The 18,890-nt window shown below is 50.4% G+C and carries 14 protein-coding genes; 7 read left to right on the forward strand and 7 right to left on the reverse strand.

Annotated elements, in window-relative coordinates:
* Nucleotides 1–24 precede the first annotated feature (24 nt).
* The 3 genes from aegA (at nucleotide 25) to fdhF (ending at nucleotide 4,881) form a co-directional block, all read left to right on the forward strand.
* Nucleotides 25–2,034, forward strand: coding sequence for a formate-dependent uric acid utilization protein AegA (gene aegA, locus ACX1CU_RS10030; protein WP_459402410.1), 2,010 nt, complete (start codon nucleotides 25–27; stop codon nucleotides 2,032–2,034).
* Nucleotides 2,035–2,055: 21 nt separating this feature from the next.
* A complete protein-coding gene (locus tag ACX1CU_RS10035) occupies nucleotides 2,056–2,586 on the forward strand; it encodes a 4Fe-4S dicluster domain-containing protein (RefSeq protein ID WP_459402771.1) in 531 nt (176 codons plus the stop codon).
* A 147-nt stretch (nucleotides 2,587–2,733) separates the two neighbouring features.
* Complete coding sequence (gene fdhF, locus ACX1CU_RS10040) at nucleotides 2,734–4,881, forward strand: formate dehydrogenase subunit alpha (RefSeq protein WP_459402411.1); 2,148 nt, start codon at nucleotides 2,734–2,736, stop codon at nucleotides 4,879–4,881.
* Between the two features lie 36 nt (nucleotides 4,882–4,917).
* Here the strand turns inward: fdhF and ACX1CU_RS10045 are convergent, their stop codons facing one another.
* Entirely contained in the window at nucleotides 4,918–5,706 is a 789-nt protein-coding gene (locus ACX1CU_RS10045) for a glycoside hydrolase family 16 protein (protein WP_459402412.1), read from the reverse strand.
* Nucleotides 5,707–5,914: 208 nt separating this feature from the next.
* On the opposite strand from ACX1CU_RS10045, the gene ACX1CU_RS10050 reads away from it, so the two are divergent.
* From ACX1CU_RS10050 to ACX1CU_RS10065, 4 genes are all read left to right on the forward strand, one after another.
* On the forward strand, nucleotides 5,915–6,766 hold the full coding sequence (locus ACX1CU_RS10050) for a PhzF family phenazine biosynthesis protein (RefSeq protein WP_459402413.1): 852 nt from the start codon (nucleotides 5,915–5,917) through the stop codon (nucleotides 6,764–6,766).
* A gap of 537 nt (nucleotides 6,767–7,303) precedes the next feature.
* Nucleotides 7,304–9,190 carry a glycoside hydrolase family 3 protein gene (locus ACX1CU_RS10055; RefSeq protein ID WP_459402414.1) on the forward strand — a complete coding sequence of 629 codons (1,887 nt, stop codon included), beginning with the start codon at nucleotides 7,304–7,306 and terminating at the stop codon, nucleotides 9,188–9,190.
* Between the two features lie 160 nt (nucleotides 9,191–9,350).
* Nucleotides 9,351–10,346 carry an OmpG family monomeric porin gene (locus tag ACX1CU_RS10060; RefSeq protein WP_459402415.1) on the forward strand — a complete coding sequence of 332 codons (996 nt, stop codon included), beginning with the start codon at nucleotides 9,351–9,353 and terminating at the stop codon, nucleotides 10,344–10,346.
* 73 nt (nucleotides 10,347–10,419) lie between these two features.
* Entirely contained in the window at nucleotides 10,420–12,492 is a 2,073-nt protein-coding gene (locus ACX1CU_RS10065; protein WP_459402416.1) for a glycoside hydrolase family 10 protein, read from the forward strand.
* A gap of 138 nt (nucleotides 12,493–12,630) precedes the next feature.
* On the opposite strand, the gene ACX1CU_RS10070 is transcribed toward ACX1CU_RS10065, so the two are convergent.
* From ACX1CU_RS10070 to ACX1CU_RS10095, 6 genes are all read right to left on the reverse strand, one after another.
* Nucleotides 12,631–13,242 carry a tetratricopeptide repeat protein gene (locus tag ACX1CU_RS10070; RefSeq protein ID WP_459402417.1) on the reverse strand — a complete coding sequence of 204 codons (612 nt, stop codon included), beginning with the start codon at nucleotides 13,240–13,242 and terminating at the stop codon, nucleotides 12,631–12,633.
* Entirely contained in the window at nucleotides 13,239–14,048 is an 810-nt protein-coding gene (locus tag ACX1CU_RS10075; RefSeq protein ID WP_459402418.1) for an SDR family oxidoreductase, read from the reverse strand. Before ACX1CU_RS10075 ends, ACX1CU_RS10070 begins: the two co-directional genes overlap by 4 nt.
* Nucleotides 14,045–14,701, reverse strand: a complete 657-nt coding sequence (locus ACX1CU_RS10080; protein WP_459402419.1) for a TenA family transcriptional regulator — start codon at nucleotides 14,699–14,701, stop codon at nucleotides 14,045–14,047. Before ACX1CU_RS10080 ends, ACX1CU_RS10075 begins: the two co-directional genes overlap by 4 nt.
* Nucleotides 14,698–16,137: an AMP-dependent synthetase/ligase gene (locus ACX1CU_RS10085; RefSeq protein WP_459402420.1), complete on the reverse strand. Its 1,440-nt coding sequence runs from the start codon at nucleotides 16,135–16,137 to the stop codon at nucleotides 14,698–14,700. The genes ACX1CU_RS10080 and ACX1CU_RS10085 overlap by 4 nt, the downstream gene beginning before the upstream one ends.
* A complete protein-coding gene (locus ACX1CU_RS10090) occupies nucleotides 16,134–16,778 on the reverse strand; it encodes a thermostable hemolysin (RefSeq protein ID WP_459402421.1) in 645 nt (214 codons plus the stop codon). Before ACX1CU_RS10090 ends, ACX1CU_RS10085 begins: the two co-directional genes overlap by 4 nt.
* A gap of 619 nt (nucleotides 16,779–17,397) precedes the next feature.
* On the reverse strand, nucleotides 17,398–18,885 hold the full coding sequence (locus ACX1CU_RS10095; protein ID WP_459402422.1) for a tetratricopeptide repeat protein: 1,488 nt from the start codon (nucleotides 18,883–18,885) through the stop codon (nucleotides 17,398–17,400).
* Nucleotides 18,886–18,890: the final 5 nt, after the last annotated feature.

The raw sequence follows: 18,890 nt of genomic DNA on the forward strand, positions 1-18,890 counted from the left end.
GCCAAATTGTTCGGAAAGGATACTATGAATCAATTTATCGTTGCAGAATCAGAGGCCTGTATAGGCTGCCGAAGCTGCGAAGTGGCTTGTGTGACAGCTCATCATCATGGGGATTACCCCAGCCAGCGGGAGTATTTCACCCCTCGGGTGAAAGTGATTCAGGGCCCGAATGCCAATACGGCGGTGTTCTGCCATCACTGTGAAAATGCCCCTTGCGCCAATGTTTGCCCGACCGGGGCCATTGTGCAAAGTCATGACAGCATTCAGGTCAGCCAGGAGAAGTGCATCGGTTGCAAAGCCTGCGCCGTGGCCTGCCCGTTTGGCATGATGACGGTGGTGACCGAAACCGTGCAACCGGCCAATCATCGCCTGGCGGACAGTTATCAGAAAACCGAAGCGCAGAAATGCGATCTGTGTAGCGATCTGAACCAGGAACCGGCTTGCGTGCGCGCTTGCCCAACTCATGCGCTGAGCCTGGTTGATACCAAAACTCTGGTGGAACAGCAGATGCAAAAGCGCCAGCGCAGTGCGGCGCGCGATCTGCATAGCCAACTGTTTGGCAGCGTGGTTAAACAGAAAACGGCGGTAAACCATCAGGCACAGCCAAAACCGATCCGTAATCTGCTACAACAGCCGCGAGCGCCGCGCTTGGAGGCCAGCAAAATCCCGCTGGAATTACGTAAAACCACCTTTGCAGAAATCTACCAGCCATTCAGCGAACAGCAGATCCACCAGCAGGCGGAACGCTGCCTTAACTGTGGTAAGCAGAGCATCTGTTCCTGGACTTGCCCGCTGCATAACCAGATCCCGCAATGGATCAAACTGGCCGATCAGGGGCGGATTTGGGAAGCCGCTGAACTGTCGCACCAGACCAGCAGCCTGCCGGAAGTCTGTGGCCGGGTCTGCCCGCAGGACAGGTTGTGCGAACAATCCTGCACCCTGAACGGCCACGGCGGAGCGGTCACCATCGGCAATATTGAGCGCTATATCACCGAAACCGCGTTCTCGATGGGCTGGCGGCCGGATATGTCCGCGGTCAAAAACAGCGGCAAGCGGGTGGCGATTATCGGCGCTGGCCCGGCGGGGCTCGGCTGCGCCGATATTCTGGTGCGTAACGGCATCAAACCGGTGGTATTTGATCGTTACCCGGAGATCGGTGGCCTGCTGACCTTCGGCATTCCGGCCTTCAAGCTGGAAAAAGACGTGATGGCCAGAAGGCGTGAAATCTTCACTGATATGGGGGTTGAGTTCCGCCTGAATACCGAGATTGGCAAAGATGTTTCGATGGAAGCCCTGCTGAATGAATATGACGCGCTGTTCCTCGGCGTCGGCACCTATAAATCCATGAGTTCCGGCCTGGAAAACGAGGATGCACCGCAGGTTCACGCTGCGCTGCCGTTCCTGATTGCCAATACCCAGCATCTGATGGGCTATCCCGATAACCCGAAAAGCCCTTACATCAATATGGCGGGCAAACGGGTGATCGTGCTGGGTGGTGGTGATACCGCGATGGACTGTGTGCGCACCTCGCTGCGGCATGGCGCGACGCAGGCGATCTGCGCCTATCGGCGTGATGAGAAAAGCATGCCGGGCTCCAAGCGGGAGGTAAAAAATGCCCGTGAAGAGGGCGCTGAATTTATGTTCAACCTGCAACCGTTGAGCATTGTGGTGGATAAACAGGGCAACGTCAGCGGCATTAAGATGCAGCGTACCGAAATGGGCGCGGCCGACAGCCAAGGGCGGCGGCAGGCGGTGGTAGTGGTGGGTTCCGAGCATATCGTGCCTGCCGATGCGGTGATCATGGCCTTTGGTTTCAGCCCGCACCGGATGGGCTGGCTGGCCGAGCACAATGTGGTATTAGACCGACAAGGACGGGTGGTGGCGCCCACCGTGGCGGGTTATCCCTATCAAACCAGCAACCGCAAGATTTTCGCCGGTGGCGATATCGTGCGCGGCGCCGATCTGATTGTGACTGCCATTGCTGAAGGGCGCAAAGCCGCAGAAAGCATTGCCTATTATCTCAATGTTCTATAACGCGGCCTAAGGAGAGAAATGATGAATCAATTTGTTATCGCCGACATGCAGCAGTGTATCGGTTGCCGCACCTGCGAGATCGCCTGTGCAATGGCACATCTGGGGGAAAACCCACAACCGCTGACGCCGGAAAACTTTAACCCGCGCCTGAAGGTGATGAAAACCTTCAGCGTCAGTGCCCCGATGCTGTGCCGCCAGTGTGAGAATGCCCCTTGCCTGAATGCCTGCCCGAACGAGGCGATCTATAACCATAACGGCAGTGTGCAGGTAATGCAGTCACGCTGCATCGGCTGCAAAACCTGCGTGGTGGTGTGCCCTTATGGCGCGATGGAGGTGGTGGTTAATCACGCTAGCAACCGTGATGGCAGCACACACAGCCGCGCGCAGGCCAATAAATGCGATCTCTGCGACGGGCGCAGCGCTGGCCCGGCCTGCATTGAGGTGTGTCCGACAGCGGCGCTGAAGCTGATCAAACCCGCCGATCTGCAAGCCATGCAGCGCGAAAGACAGCAGCGTGCAGCACTCGGCTCTACACCGAATCTGTTGCAATAATCAGAGCCATACCCGTCATACTTCAAGTTGCATGCGCGTTGGCTGCGCTCACTCGCCCCAGTCACATAGTTATCTATGCTCCTGGGGACTCACGAGCTTGCCGCCTTCCTGCAACTCGAATTATTTAGGGTAATAGGGAGAAACATAATGGAAAAAATCACGACCGTTTGCCCGTACTGCGGCTCTGGCTGCAAACTTAATCTGCTGGTGGAGAATGGCAAAATTGTCAGTGCCCAACCGGCCAATGGCGTTACTAACCAGGGCGAACTGTGCCTGAAAGGCTATTACGGCTGGGATTTCTTGCAGGATACCAAACTGCTGACCCCACGCCTGACTTCACCGCTGATCCGCCGCCAGCGCGGCGGCGAATTTGAACAAGTCAGTTGGGATGAAGCCATCGGCTACGTCAGCGAAAAGCTGTCTGCCATCAAACAGCAGCACGGCGCGGATGCGATCATGATGACCGGTTCCTCGCGCGGCCCGGGCAACGAAGCCAACTATGTGATGCAGAAATTTGCCCGTGCGGTGATCGGCACCAATAACGTCGATTGCTGTGCCCGTTTATGCCATGGCCCGTCGGTGGCGGGGTTACAGCAAACGCTCGGTAACGGGGCGATGAGCAACTCGATTAATGAGCTGGAAAATACCGAATGCCTGCTGATATTTGGCTATAACGCCGCGGATTCGCACCCGATCGTGGCGCGGCGCATCCTGAAGGCGAAAGCCAAAGGGGCCAAAGTGATCGTCTGCGATCCGCGTTACATTGAAACCGCGCGTATTGCCGACCAATGGTTGCCGTTGAAGAACGGCAGCAATATGGCGTTGGTGAATGCCTTTATCCACGTGCTGATCGAAGAAGGCTTATACAACAAGAGCTATGTCGAATCCTACACCGAAGGCTTCGAGCAACTGCGCCAGACGGTGGCGAAGTACACGCCGGAATACGTGGCCGATATCACCGGTTTAACGGCGCAGCAGATCCGCGAGGCCATCCGTACCTATGCTGCGGCTCCGACCGCCACCATCCTGTGGGGCATGGGCGTGACCCAGTGGGGGCAAGCGGTGGATGTGGTCAAGGGGCTATCTTCACTGGCGTTGCTAACCGGCAACCTGGGGCGGCCTAACGTTGGGGTTGGCCCGGTGCGTGGCCAGAATAACGTGCAGGGTGCCTGCGATATGGGTGTGTTGCCCAATACGTTCCCAGGCTATGAGAAGGTTGGCGATGCCGTTGCCAGCGCCAAATTTGCTAAAGCCTGGGGCGTTGACAGCCTGCCGAAGGAGATTGGTTATGCCATCACCGACGTGCCGCACAAGGTGGCCGAAGGCAAGCTGAAAGCCTATTACATCTTTGGCGAAGATCCGATCCAGACTGAACCTGACTTGGCGGCGATGCGCACCGCCTTTGAACAGTTAGAACTGGTAATTGTGCAGGACATCTTCATGACCAAAACCGCCTATATGGCGGATGTGATTCTGCCCGCGACGTCCTGGGGGGAACATGAGGGCGTTTATACCTGTGCCGATCGCGGTTTTCAGCGTTTCAGCAAGGCGATTGAACCGGTTGGCGATGTGAAACCCGACTGGGAGATCGTCAGCCTGCTGGCCTGCGCCATGGGTTACCCGATGTCTTATCACAACACCAATGAAATCTGGGATGAATTGCGCCAGCTCTGCCCGAACTTCTACGGTGCAACCTACGAGAAAATGGCTGGTTTGGGTTATGTGGCCTGGCCTTGCCCGAGTGAAGATCACCCCGGCACACCTTATCTGTACAAAGGTAATAAATTCAGTACGCCGACGGGTAAAGGTTACCTGTGCAGCGCTGAGTGGATCCCGCCGCATGAGAAAACCGATAAAGCCTATCCGCTGGCGCTGTGTACGGTGCGTGAAGTGGGCCACTACAGTTGCCGCTCAATGACCGGTAACTGTTCGGCATTGCAGACGCTGGCGGATGAGCCGGGCTATGTGCAGATCCACCCTGATGACGCGGCTCAGCAGGGGATCGAAGACCAGGCGCTGGTGTGGATCGCCTCACGCCGTGGCAAGGTGATGGCACGTGCCGAAGTCAGCGAGCGGGTGAATGCCGGTGCGGTGTATATGACCTATCAGTGGTGGATCGGTGCCTGTAATGAGCTGACGCTGGATCATGTTGATCCGGTATCCAAAACGCCGGAATTTAAACACTGTGCGGTGCGGGTTGATGCTATTGCCGATCAGGCTTGGGCAGAGGCGGAAGTACAACAGCAATACAGCGCACTGAAAAAGCAACTGCTGGAGGCGGCACCTAGCGCCTGATGTTGTTAGACCACCACGCCCGTTGGGCGTGGTGATTTAGCCGCCTGAACGGCGGAATCCCGCTACGTAATCGATAAAGAAACGCATATTTCCTGCGTTACTGTTTTCAAGATCATAAATATTGAGCATCAGCTGCATTTCATAATCCGGTGACTGATGGATAGTGCGTATTTTTCGCTGATTGATAAAAAAACCAATTTGGTTTTCCGTCCACTCAATGGCGTACGTATTGAATTTGGTGACATCAAGCTCGAAGGGTTCTTCATAAAACTCATCGACAATCTTCGCATCACCAAAAGGATGAACGCCGTAACCGAGCAGGGCATGCCCGTGATGGATATTTTTGCCTTTGAGTTCGAAGAGGCAAATCTCAGCGGAGCGCTCGGGCAGATCTTCATAACCGATCATCCATAAGGCAGCGACGTTGCTGGCAGCAATATCACACCTGGCTCTCAGTTCGAAATAGCCGTATTTAGGCAGGTACTTTTTCTCCGCTACCTGTTCTTCACGTACTCTGCAATCAGGCGAAAAGCGATGCTGCCCAAGCGCTGAACCCAGCGGGCCTGAGTAAACCCCGGTCTGCAAAGAGGACACTCTGACGGCACCGTTAAACTCCGGGCACCAGGGTTGCTGGTCTGGCTCAATATTCAGCGAGAACCCGTGTTCACCAAAGGTGAAACGGGGGGTGGATAACTCCCGGTTGCTCCACTGCTGCAGGTAATAAGGTAGCCAGTGGGTTTCATCAAGAAAACCCTGGTCAAAGCCATCATAAAATTCCAACTGGTACTTTCTGCCGTCAATGATTCTTTGGTGTGCGATTTTCATGGTTAGCGGCCTGAATTAAAAGATATTGCTACAGAAGTCATGTGTTTTACTGAAGATGTCTGGCCTGATAATGTTAAGGCCATCGTAAATGGCCTGATGCTTATCAGTATCAATAAATCGAGCGGGTTGGTGAAAAAACGCACATCCCTTTACCATTTTTCAGCGCATTTTTATCGGCCGTCCATAAAGTAGAACCAACGAGTGTGCTATGACCAGAACAGTTGCTTTCAAGCAGGTGGATGTTTTTTCCCAATTGCCTTTTAGCGGTAATCCGTTGGCAGTCATTCTGGATGCTAACGCGTTAAGCGATGACGAAATGGCGGCGATCGCCCGCTGGACGCATTTATCTGAAACTGCCTTTGTGTTAACCCCGACGGATAAGCAGGCCGACTATCGGGTGCGTATTTTTACTGTTGAAGGTGAGTTGCCGTTTGCTGGCCACCCTACGCTGGGTACCGCGCATGCGTTGCTGGAGGCTGGGCTGGTGCCACAAGTGCCAGAGCAAATCGTGCAGGAGTGTGGCGTTGGTCTGGTGACCATTAAGATTGATTCCTCGGGGGCGCTGGCGTTTGCGGCACCGGAGGCAGTTCTCACGCCGTTTGGCGATGTGCTGCTCGGTACTGTGTTTGACAATGAGCTGTTGGATACGGAACAGGGGGTAACTATTGCTGATATGGGGATTCGCTGGCTGTTGGTGCCAATGGTATCAGCCGAAGCCGTGTTAAAAGTGAAACCCAACGTCAGCGTTTTAGAGCATCTGCTGAAACACGCGCAGGTGAATGGCCTAATGCCTTTTGGGCCACGTAGCGATGGCGACGAGCAATTCGAGGTGCGTGGTTTGATGGTTGAACATGGAGCACTGACGGAAGATCCGGTCACCGGTAGTGCCAATGCTTGCTTGGCGCGTTATTTCGCTTCGCGGGGATCTCTGGAGGATTATCACGCTCGTCAGGGAACCGCAATCCAACGCAATGGCCGTATAACGGTTCAGTATCGTGAGGATGGCATTTGGATTGGTGGGCCGACGGTAACGGTGATTAACGGCACCATTAATCTTTAATGCCCCAACCCTGGTAGAAAGTTGCTTCAGGCCATCTTGATCGTTGTAAGTAATAAATGGGGAAGCGATCTTTTGCAAAGCAAGAGAATTTCCTCCCCGTTTCCACCCCGAAAAATAAGCAGCTTTAAGCGCTTACTCCCTGAAAATATACCCATTTTTAATGCCTATAAAAAGCAAATTATGCGTAAATAGTGAACGTGACGCATATTTTTTACCCGTCAGTGAAATAATTGAGCATAAATAACTCCGAGCACTTAATCATTCGCTTCATGAATGATTTCTTGTCATTAAATCAAATTTTTATATTTTAAAATGATCTTATCGTATTGATTTATAATAAATTTTTATACCCCATGGCAATGGGGCTCGGTTAGATGCTCTACATACTTATATTATAAGGAATATCCTAAATTTGAGTCTATTTTTTGCTCGAGTTGATAAGGAGTGTGACCGATAACAAGAATATTAAATTCTTTTTTGTTTTATTTTTTGGAATTTATTATTTTGAATTCTCTAGGATGACGAAAAGGAAATACAATGAAAAAAATCGGAATGACGGCCATTGCAGCGTGCATGGCCGGGCTAGCAGTCACCAGCGCTTATGCGCAGATGACGGTCAGCCAACAACAATCCTTGTGGGCAGCGCCCAAAGAAAATGCGGAACAGATTGTTTCGCAAATGAGTACCAGGGAAAAAATTGGTCAGATCTTGATGCTGGACGTGCGTAACTGGGGCAAGAATGCGGCGGGTGAACCTGAGAATGTGACGGTGCTGCCAGCAGAGCTTGCCAAAGCGATCACAGATTATCGTTTAGGATCGGTGATCCTGTTTCGTGAGAACTTTATCAACACGCCACAGAGCTACCAGTTGATTCAAGACTTGCAGAAAGCCAGTTATCAGTTGCCTTTGCTGATCAGTACCGATCAGGAAGGGGGCTACGTGACGCGCTTGCGTGAGGGAACAGAAATGCCGGGTAATATGGCACTGTCTGCTACCCGTAATGAAAGTATGGCGCAGCGGGTTGGCGAAGTGCATGGCGCAGAACTCAACGCCTTGGGCGTGCACATCAACTTTGCGCCCGTGCTGGACGTCAACACCAATCAAAACAATCCGGTGATCGGCGTGCGTTCCTTCGGCAGCAATATTGACTTGGTCAACGGCATGTCGGCCTCTTATATTAAAGGGCTGCATCAGCACTCTGTATTGGCGACCGCAAAGCATTTTCCTGGCCATGGCAACGTAGCAACCGACTCGCACTTTGGTTTGCCGCAGGTTTCTTATTCGGAAAGTGAATGGCGGAAAACGGATCTGGTGCCTTTCAAAAACGCCGTTGAGAATGGTCTTGATGCGGTGCTGACTGCGCATATTATCGTGCCGGCATTGGATGATACCAAAATGATCTCCAAAAAAGACGGTACTGAGATTGGCCTGCCCGCGACCTTATCCAAGAAAATCATCAGCGGTATTCTGCGCGATGAGCTGAAGTTTAAAGGGCTGGTATTTACCGATGCGATGGATATGGGGGCGATTGCCGATAACTTCGGTGCGTCTGAAGCGACTGAAATGGCGCTGATGGCGGGTAGCGACGTTATCGTTATGCCGGTACATATCTGGGATCCGCAGGGTATTGAACAGTTGGAAAATCTCTACCGTTATCTTGAAACGGAAAGCCAGAAAAAACCTGAGCTTGCAGCGCGTTTGCAGCAGGCGGCAACGCAGGTGGTTGAGACTAAACTGGCCAATAAAGTCACGGCCTACAGCCCACATACTCTGGATTACGCCAAGTCCGTAGTGGCATCACCGGAGCATAAACGCTTTGAGAAGCAGGTTGCTGAAAGCGCCATCACGCTGATTAAGAATGACCGTCTGCTGCCTTATCAACTGAAAGCACAAAATAATCTGTTGGTGATCTCAGATGAAAATGCCCGCAACAAGATTATCAGCAATGAGTTGGAGGCTATTGCCAGCGAACTTAAGGGGCAAAAGATCGCGGTAACCAGTTCTGCATTCAAATTGGATGAAAAGACTCTGCCAAACGATCTGGTAGCGAATATCAAGGCCAATGATTTCGTCATACTGGTGACCTATAACCTGAAAGCTAAAGATACTGCGGCACAACAGGTGATCAATCAGGCTGCGAAGCTGAATAAACCGCTGGTGGTTATTTCCTCTCGCAACCCTTATGACATCGCTTATCTGGATAATGTGAAAGCCAACGTGGCTATTTATGGCATTACGGGGTTTGACGTAACCAATAATAACCGAAATTCTCTGGAAGCCAATATTAAAGCGGGTGTCAGAACGCTATTTAAAACCAGTGATAGTCATTCAGCATTGAATACGCCAAAAGGTAAGTTGCCTGTCGATATCAGAAATCCGCAGGGTGATATTATTTATCCGTTTGGGCACGGATTAACTTACTGATTACCGGCGGCAGGCTTCAAGTTGTATGAGTATTGGCAAATAACACGAATTATCTATGCTTTTGAGGCAGCTAATTGCCTTTCTGCAACTTGAATTATTTAGGGGATAGCCTGTGAAAACAGGCTTGGATTCACTTTTTTTAAAATTGGCAAGGTATTATATGAAGAACTATCAGTTGGCATTGGTTTCGCTGGCGCTATTCGCGCATCCTTTTTCTGCTATGGCTAAAGTTGACGATCAAATTGAGGCTCAAGAATTACAGGCTCTTCCATGGCAGGTTAATACTAATACTTTTTTAGAGGTTGAAGATTTTAGAGGCCACCGAGTTAATGGTGAGCGGGTTTTTGATAAAGTTAGCCCGGCAGTTCAGTTAGGCCTTAATAAGCCTGACTCTGATTGGGGTTACTTTATGGAGTATAAGGTCTCTATGAGAAATTATACTACCGGCTATGAATCCAGAGAAACCTCCTATAATCGTAACCGTTTGCAGTTGCAGGCTAACCGTAAGCTGTATAAGGGTGATGAAGGTAACCTGAATATCAGCTTTGTCTACAGAAAAGAGTCGAATGATGTCAGGTCTGGGCAACCGGCTAAAAACTCATACCATTCATATTGGTTGATCCCAAGCGGTGCCTATAAATTTAACGATCGGTTGTCCTTTGTGTTCTGGGATGCCGGGTACTATTACGACAACACCTTCTCAGGCCCTTATATCAACGAGTGGGAGTGGGAAAGTGAGCATGGTTTACAATACCGCTTTAACGACACTTTCACCGCCAAGTTTATGTACTATACCGACTGGACCTGGAACAGTAGCGGTACTAAAACCTGGGAGCAGAATCAGATTCGTGGTTATTTCCCTACCAAGATTAACGAAGACTGGAACCTGCAACCTTATTTCCGCTTCTTCCTGAGCGAAAAGAACTATAACCCGTTAACCGGGGAAACGACTAATAGTGCAGATTTAGGCGGGTTAAGACTTGGTTTGATTGTTAACTATAATCTGACTGCTAAGGTAACGTTATGGACTAATATGGCATGGGAAACTACTCATTGGGATAAATCCAAAAACAGCAAGGTTGTGACCATTACTCATGGGGATAATAACCAGCAGGACTTCCGTCTGTATTCCGCTGGCGTCAAATATTCCTGGTAATGCTATTACCGGAGGCTGAAGCGGCATGAGGCCGCCTCAGCCTTATATTATCGACTCGTAAAGGACTCTGAATATGCACAATAATTCTCTTTCCATCGCAGCAAAAATGATCGCAATGGTTCTTGCTACTGGGATGCTGTTTGGTTGTGACTCTGGCGTGACGACAACTAATAACGGCACTAACACGACGGACACTGGTAGTACCGATAATAACAATACCGACGGCGGCAATACTGACGGCGGTAATACTGAGGGTGGCAATACTGAAGGTGGTAATGCTGAAGGTGGCAATACTGAAGGTGGCAATACTGAAGGTGGCAATACTGAAGGCGGTAATACTGAAGGTGGTAATACCGATAACGGTAATACTGATAAGCCGGTACAAACTTTTTCTCCTTTGTATAAATACGTCAAAAACAGTGACGGGACGTATGGTTACGACATTAGTCTTCCTGTTGACCTTTATAAGGGAGCCAATCAGCTTATCAGTATCCCCGATAGTTATATTCCACCGAAGCAGGCTTTCAGGAGTGCTTGGGTAGCAACCATCGGTAATCTTAATATGCCGATGGTCAACAGTGAGCAAGCCTTTAAGAAGACCTATCTGGGCATACTGGACCGCTTCACTGCGCTGAATATGAATGCGATGATTTTCCAGATACGTCCGATGCTGGACGCTTATTACTCTTCCGAGATTAACCCTTGGTCGCAGTATCTGAGCGGTAAGCAGGGTAAAGATCCTGGCTATGACCCCCTGACCTGGATGATTGAAGAGACCCATCAGCGTGGGATGGAATATCATGCCTGGTTTAACCCGTACCGTGTGACCAATGCCAAGATTAGCAGCTTGTTAAAAAATAATGATCAGGGTTTATCTGCTGAAGACATTTTATCTTTGAGTACGGAACAGCAGATTGGCTATCTGGTCAGCGCCGGGATTATGTCTGCAGATAATTTTGCAGCAAAAAACCCACAATGGGTGCTGAGCTTTGATGAGAAGCTGTTTTTAAATCCGGCCATCCCTGAAGTGATTGAGCATGTGGCCGACACGGTAGAAGAAGTGGTGCGCCGCTACGACGTTGATGCTATCCATTTTGATGATTACTTTTATCCATACCGCATCACGGTTAACGGTGCCAATGTGCAGTTTGGTGATAAGGGCGAGGATAGAGCAGCGTTTGAAGCCTATGGCCTGGTCAATAACCAGTACCCTGATACCCCACAAGGGATTGAAGATTGGCGGCGAGATAACGTTACCCGGTTGATTAGCCGCGTGCAGAGCGTCATCACCCAGCATAACCAGCAGCAGGGTACGGCGGTGCAGTTCGGTATCAGTCCGTTTGGTATTTGGGAGCATAAAGGGCGCAACGAACTGGGCTCTAATACGCCGCTCGGTTCTTCACAGTCATACAGTGGCAGTATTTTTGCCGATACTCGGAAGTGGGTTAAAGAGGAACTGGTTGACTATGTTGTGCCACAGATTTACTGGAGTTTTGACCAAGCGGCAGCCCCTTATGGCGAGTTGACCAATTGGTGGAATAACCAGATGGAAGGTTCACATACGCAGCTTTATATCGGCCATGCCAACTATAAGCATGTTTCCAATGCCTCCTTTGATGCTGCCTGGATGAACCCCGAGGAGATCCCTAACCAGATGCGCTACAATCAGGAGCTTAGCCACGTTTCCGGCAGCGTTTTCTTCAGCTATAACGATCTGCTGGTGGCTAATGTTGCAGCACAACCTGTAGCACAGCAGGGGGCCTACGGCGCAAAGAACGCTTCTATTGAGCGGCTTGCGCAAACCTATCTCAGCACGCCAACACTACCACCGAGCAAACCTTGGCTGGACCAGAAAGTGACCACGTTGCCGCAACAGGCCCACTTTGTATCTGGCAGTAAAAACGCCTTTAACTGGTCGGACAGCGCGGATAACGATGCACGCTACTATGTGATCTATCGCGGTACCGGCAAGCCAAATGCGATCTTTGCCGATCCCAAGAATATCGTTGCCAAAGTATGGCGGGGTAAGGGCAATAACTTCAGCTACCAGGACAGCGACAGTCTGGATAAAAGTTATACGTACCTGATCAGTGCGATCGACGCCGCACAGAATGAAACCGCCCCAGTCACCGTAACGGCAGATTGATTGGTCATATCCTGAGGCACAATAAAAAAATCCACGCAATTGCGTAATGCTGGTCAGTTAAGGCTCACCCTCTCCCTTAGGGAGAGGGTGGCCACACCTTCAGCACCTGCTGCGTAATTATGCAATTTTGCGCTTAATTCAGAGTTTTTCGAGCCGTTTTTGAATATCCTGATGACGTCCCTTATCTGCTAATTCCCGGCCAGGGCGTGCCGGGGCCGCCAGCGCTTTCTGCAAATAGCCTTTAGCATCGGTTTTACGGCCTTGTTCTAAAAGAAAATCGCCATAAAAATAGTTTGGATCGATACCGGTTGGATTGATCTGTAAAGCCTGTTTCAGCAGCGATTCAGCCTGTTTTTTATCACCAAAACCTATGGGCCAACCAGGAACCTGATAATAGAGTGTGCCAAGGCTGGTATAGGCTGAACCCTCCAACGCTTTGGGATCAAGTTTGATTGCCAATTCCAATTTCATTTTCGCATCCTTGACCAGATCTAAAGCGCCCAGCCCCCCTTTTTCGCCTGCCCAACTACTTTTGACAATCGCAGACCAAATCAACAAATCTGCGCGAGCGCCATTGGCGGAGCTGGCTTGGTCTGCGACGGAGCTGAGCTGCTCGAGGCAGAGCTCTTTTTGTTTCTCGGGAACCTGATATTGGCAAACCGCCCATTGATTCTGAATATCAACCAAGTCACTCTGGGCATAGGCACTGGTGCAGCCAAGCAGTATGAACGGTAGCAGTAGTTTTTTCATTGAGGATCCTCCTTCGCAAGGGAAGCCTTGGCATGGCGCGCAATAATATGCCGCTGCTTGGCTAATGCTTTATCGACAACACCTGGGAAAAGTGCATTCAGCTTGACAAAGAACCGCTCCGGCCAGCCTAACCAGCGTCGTTTGGTTTCCTGGTTAAGTGCAATAACGACCTCTTTGGCAACAAATTCAGCGCTGTCACTTTGGGTGCCTAATTCGGCATTCATGGCATAAACCGCGTCGGTATTCAGTGCGGTTTGCGTGGCCCGAGGGGCAAAGTAGAGAACGTTAATGTTTGAACCGGCGAGTTCCCGTGAAAGTGCTTCACTAAAACCGCGCAGCGCAAACTTACTCGCGCAATACACGCTGTATCCGGCATAGCCAATGCTGCCAAAGCTGGAACCGATATTCATAATGATTCCAGGCGTATTGATAGAAGGCAGCAAGGCTCGAGTCAGTAGTATCGGAGCCTGAATATTCAGCGATAACTGCTGCGTTATCTGTTGCTCACTTTGATCTTCAAGCCAGGCAAAGTGATTAGTTCCGGCGTTGTTTATTAAGATATCAATGCCTTGTTGGTGGCGGAGCCGCTCAGCTTGCTCCGCGACTGCCACCGGGTCACAAAGATCGGCCAGCCATATTTGATGTTTTTCCGGGTGAGGTAATGCATTCAGGAGCTGCTTGAGAACCGTTTCATTACGCCCTTGTAATATGAGACCGGCCTCTTGTTTTGCCAGTGCATGGGCGAGCGCCTGCCCAATTCCTCCGCTGGCGCCAGTCAGCAAAATACGGCTGTTATCGAGTTTCATTGTGGTTGGTCCATCAGGCCACGCAGCATGTCGCCGTAAAGTTGGTAAACGACTTTGGCAGAATGAATAATTGCTGCGCGATCCTCCGCTTTTTCGACCTTGTTCATTAACGATTCAAAAAAGGCCAGGTGCTCTTTGTCCAGTTCACCGTGTGAGCTGAGATAACTCATGGCTTTTTCGGGTAATCCCAACCCCTGTTTGAGCTGTTGCGCAACGGTCGTTGCGATCGCGACGCTGGTTCCTTCAAGGACGTGCACCATGCCGAAAATACCCATAGGGTTAAGGCGGGAGACATGGTCATAGAGATACGCAATCATCAATTCGATCGACAGAACCGGTTGGCCGTGGCGAACCGCTTCGGCATCTCCACCACAGGTCCTGATGTCATTTAAGATCCATTCTTGATGCCCGTACTCTTCATCAATGTATTCGGCAATAGCGCCACGCACCCATTCATACTCTGAGCCCATACGACCGCCTGCCGTCATCAACAAAGGAACGGTATGGCTGACGTGATAGAAAGCCTGTGTCAGAAACGCGATATACATTTCGGCATTAATATTGCCATTCCGGCAAGCCTCTATGACCGGAGCTGCAAGGAGTTTATCTCTGTCCAACGCCGTTTCACGCTGTAGCTGTTGATAAAAACTCATATGATATCTCCTGACGTTAACTGGTGGATGCGGGTTTGATATTCGGACAATATTTGCGCCCTGCGCGGGCGTCCATTCGCGGTTAACAAACCGTTTTCGATACTTAACTGCGCCAAAATATAATGGTGAATCTGCGCATAATCAGGTAACCGGCCATTAAGCTGAGATATTTGCTCAGCGAGGCTGTTTTCATAACCGGGCGTGGGGTGGATTAACGCCACATTGGCTGGCAATCCATCACCAAAGACGACAATGCGTGATATGGCGGGGAAGAGTTGGGCTTCTGCTTCAACCCATTCCGGGGAAAAATTTCTGCCAAAGGCGGTAATCTGAACGTTCTTTTTACGCCCGGTAATATGCAGGAAACCTTGGTCATCCACATACCCTAAGTCACCTGTTGCTACACAGGAGTCAGCGATCGGCTCCCCGAGATAGCCGAGCATTGCTGCGCCAGAAACGAGGATCTCGCCATCTTCCGCGATGCTGATCTGACAATGCGGTAACGCTTTTCCCGCAGAGCCCGGCAATACGTTCCCTGGCGCATTAAGCGCCACAACGGAGCCGCACTCTGATAAGCCATATCCCTCAAAAACCGGCAGCCCTAATTGATGCGACTTAGCCACTAACGCCTCCGCCACCTTGCCGCCCCCAACCGCCACAAAACGCAAACTTTTGGCCAGATCGGGATTTATGCCGCATAACATCACCAATAAGCGCAACAGTTCTGGTACTAACACCAAACTGTGTGGGCGCCATTGTTCAATAGCTTGTGCAAGGGTCTGGTAGGAAAATTGGCTGGAACCGGTAAACCCGACTTCAGCAAGGGAAGGGATACGGCTGCATACACCGCTTAACAGTGGCACATACAGCCCGGTAATATTTTCAAGTAATGTCGAAAGGGGTAACAGCGCCAGATGTTGTTGAGTCTTCGCCGGAGCGACGCGTTCTGCCAGTGATAAACTGACTTGCATCAGGTGCTCCCAACTCAGACAAACCCCTTTGGGCCGCCCGGTGGTCCCTGATGTGTAGGTGATCTTTGCCGTATGTGCCGGTAATTGAGGAACTGATGGCGGTTGCCGACGTTGCAGGGCATATTCAAAACCGGGGGTCGTTATCCAACCGACACGCGCAGCGCCAATCAAGGCATCAGCACCACTGCTTTCAAGCAGCCAGTCTTGCTGTTCGGCACTGAAAAAAACGGGCACAGGGATAATGACAATATTGGCTAATGCGCAAGCAAGATCGATAACGGCCCACTTCAACCCATTATCCAGAAAAAGGGCCAGCCGTGAGACCTGCTCATTTTTGAGCTTCTCCGCCAGAGACGCTGTCTTTTGCAATAACTCAGCGTAACTGATGACCTGCTCACTATCACATAATGCGGGGCGAGAAGGGTCCGCAGCCGCAATTTGTTTAATACGCTCAAAGAGGATCATAGCTGCACGCTCATTTGTACTGGAAAAATGTCCGGCATTGGGCCAAATAATGAAAGTAACAAGCTGGTTTTACTCAGAACGTGGCGACCTTGCTTGAGCTCTCCCATCATGACGCAGGGCTGCTGCTGGTAATATTTTCCCCAATCGTTAACCTCTACTCCTACCCGATCAGGCAGGGCAGGGGCCAGTTCAACCGGATTCAGATGCAGCCGGTGGAAGATATTTCTCAGTTTCTTGGTTCCGGTAAATACCACATAGTCGAGCTGGTTATCGCAGAGTAACTGGCAAATGGCTGCAAACATGATTCGCGCATTCCCAGCCTCAGAACAGGCAAAGTTACCTATCTCAACCAGGCGGCTACGTGATACGGCTTCCCCTGTGTGAGTAGCAATAACCTCCTCGATGGGGGCATCTAGATAACGTTCCAGATACAAGGGGCCAAGATCTGCCCGGCCCAGGCCACAGGCTCCCACTAGCACTCCGTCTGCGCGGTACATACCTAAAAGATAGGGAAGGAAATGAGGGATGGTGGCATTAAACTCCCGGCCATATTCATTCTGTATATAGCTCTGTAATAACGCTTTATGGACATTATCCTGAGAGAATAAAAGCTGATAGGGTGCTTGGATGTGTATGCTCATATTCGCTCCTCTTGCTGATAAGAGTAAATATAGAGCGCAAGGCTTAAAAAAGACTTAAGAAAGAGAAGTAGTTACATTTGGACATTAAAAACCTGTTCCAATAGGTTCTTGCTAACTCGAATAGGGTTAGGCAGTGCGGCTCTCCTACAATGAAGACGGAATCATCTGCGTAGTTATTTTTGACTGAGTTTTCATGCGATGCGGCGCTGTGAAAACAAAAATCCACGCAAATGCGTGGATTTTTAGTGAAGATGAAGAGTTAGACGTTGAACGGCGATTTTTATGTTATTTAATTGATATTTATGTGTCTTTTTTTATATTGTCGGATTGTACTCACGCTTGCAAAGTGATGACCTGACGGTCTAACACGTGCTTGAGTCCTGCCTTGTTAAACCGATAGCGCATGTACGCCGAGATGTCGCCCTCATGCAATTAAAGTTTAGTCGGGTTACATATCAAAAAAGCAGTCTTCGTCGAGTATCGATGTCGATATTTTCTGTACTGGGCTGCACATTCTGACCTGAAAATCAGCGTTGATACTAATCGCCAACTGCTTACCTATAGCGACCTGACATAGAAAGCCGCCCGATCTGCAATCAACGGCGGTTCCCGCATAAAATTAGGCATCAATCAACTCCAACAAGGCACGTTGCAGGCGGGCAATTACTGCTGACCAGTCTTTCTCACCGTACTCCTGTGAAAATAATCGGGTATTGGAATACCATGATGAATCCTCCCTGTGCGCCTGCCAACGCCAATCTCTTGCTGTTGCAGCCAACATGACCCAGCAGGGTTTTCCCATCGCCCCCGCCAGATGGATCACCGACGTATCCACACCGATAACCAGATCCAATTGTTCGATAACCGACGCTGTATCAAGGTAGTCGTTAAACATGGCACCGAATGGGCGTAGCTGTGGCCATTCAGTCACCTCATCTTCGCCAGCCCCTTTTTGCAGGCTCACCCATTCTATATCAGGTAACTTGAGCAGCGTGGCTAACGCAGATAAATGTGGTAGCGAACGGTTGCGATCGTTGGCATGCCCAACAGCCCCTTTCCACACTAGCCCTACCTTCAGTTTGTTGCCAGCCAGTGTCCAGCGAGCATCATGAGCCTTATCGCAGTAAAGATAACGGCCTTCCGGAGCAAAAGGTTGAGATGAAGCGATAAAATGTTGCGGCAGATCCAGCAACATACTCCAACAGTCGAAGGCTGGGAGCGGTTGTTCGTCCGCCACCACTATGTACTCGTCCAGGTTCGGAATTTGACTGATTAAGGGACGCAGAGTGTTACGCCCTACCATAATGACGCGCGCGGCCTGCTTTTCAACTTTTAGTCGTGTCAGATAACGGCAGAACTGGATTTCATCCCCCATCCCTTGTTCTGTTTTTACTAGAATCGTCTTGCCTGCCAGATTTTCACCCTGCCAATAAGGCTGTTTTAATTCAGGTAAAGCAAAGAAGCGTTTCGGATTGTTAGCAGCATAGCGGGATTGATAGCGTCGCCAGCCCTCGGCATACTGGCCTTTCTGCAACAGCACCATACCTAACGAAGTATTACAACGCTGGTCGGCAGGTTGTATCTTCAGCACTTGACGCATCTCACGCTCGGCATCGTCCAGTCGGCCTATATACGCTAATACGGCACTCATACCGTAACGTGCTTCGGTATAATCCGGCATCGCTTGCAAAGCGTATTGGTACTGCACTAATGACTCATCGTAACGCCGCGTTTTTTCCAGCAGAATGGCATAATTATTATGACATGCATCGTAACCGGGATGCGCTTTCAGCGCTGCACGGTAATATTTCTCCGCATCGTCAAAACGGCCTGCATCGTAATGAGTAAGCCCTAGCCCATTCAGCAGCCCAGCATCTTGTGGCATGAGACGCAGCCCGCGTTGATAATAACGCACCGCTTCTTCAAGTTGACCATTTCGCCGCGCCAGACGAGCAGCTTCATGAATAAACCAAACGTCATTAGGTGCAAACAGTAGGCGAGCGCGAATTTTTCTCCAGGCTTCCTCTTTTTTTCCTTGTTGAATCAGCTGCGTCAATACCTGTTGCTGACGCAACGCATCGCTGCCGCCATTATTTTTTCCCCGCATAGCCA

Source organism: Serratia sp. D1N4 (genome assembly GCF_054552755.1).

What these genes read in the sequence shown, in the direction of transcription:
- ACX1CU_RS10065 (WP_459402416.1), top strand. Translation starts at nt 10,420, where the DNA reads ATGCACAATAATTCTCTTTCCATCGCAGCAAAAATGATCGCAATGGTT.
- fdhF (WP_459402411.1), top strand. Translation starts at nt 2,734, where the DNA reads ATGGAAAAAATCACGACCGTTTGCCCGTACTGCGGCTCTGGCTGCAAA.
- ACX1CU_RS10075 (WP_459402418.1), bottom strand. Translation starts at nt 14,048, where the DNA reads ATGAAACTCGATAACAGCCGTATTTTGCTGACTGGCGCCAGCGGAGGA.
- ACX1CU_RS10080 (WP_459402419.1), bottom strand. Translation starts at nt 14,701, where the DNA reads ATGAGTTTTTATCAACAGCTACAGCGTGAAACGGCGTTGGACAGAGAT.
- ACX1CU_RS10050 (WP_459402413.1), top strand. Translation starts at nt 5,915, where the DNA reads ATGACCAGAACAGTTGCTTTCAAGCAGGTGGATGTTTTTTCCCAATTG.
- ACX1CU_RS10035 (WP_459402771.1), top strand. Translation starts at nt 2,056, where the DNA reads ATGAATCAATTTGTTATCGCCGACATGCAGCAGTGTATCGGTTGCCGC.
- ACX1CU_RS10060 (WP_459402415.1), top strand. Translation starts at nt 9,351, where the DNA reads ATGAAGAACTATCAGTTGGCATTGGTTTCGCTGGCGCTATTCGCGCAT.
- ACX1CU_RS10095 (WP_459402422.1), bottom strand. Translation starts at nt 18,885, where the DNA reads ATGCGGGGAAAAAATAATGGCGGCAGCGATGCGTTGCGTCAGCAACAG.
- ACX1CU_RS10055 (WP_459402414.1), top strand. Translation starts at nt 7,304, where the DNA reads ATGAAAAAAATCGGAATGACGGCCATTGCAGCGTGCATGGCCGGGCTA.
- ACX1CU_RS10085 (WP_459402420.1), bottom strand. Translation starts at nt 16,137, where the DNA reads ATGATCCTCTTTGAGCGTATTAAACAAATTGCGGCTGCGGACCCTTCT.
- ACX1CU_RS10045 (WP_459402412.1), bottom strand. Translation starts at nt 5,706, where the DNA reads ATGAAAATCGCACACCAAAGAATCATTGACGGCAGAAAGTACCAGTTG.
- aegA (WP_459402410.1), top strand. Translation starts at nt 25, where the DNA reads ATGAATCAATTTATCGTTGCAGAATCAGAGGCCTGTATAGGCTGCCGA.
- ACX1CU_RS10070 (WP_459402417.1), bottom strand. Translation starts at nt 13,242, where the DNA reads ATGAAAAAACTACTGCTACCGTTCATACTGCTTGGCTGCACCAGTGCC.
- ACX1CU_RS10090 (WP_459402421.1), bottom strand. Translation starts at nt 16,778, where the DNA reads ATGAGCATACACATCCAAGCACCCTATCAGCTTTTATTCTCTCAGGAT.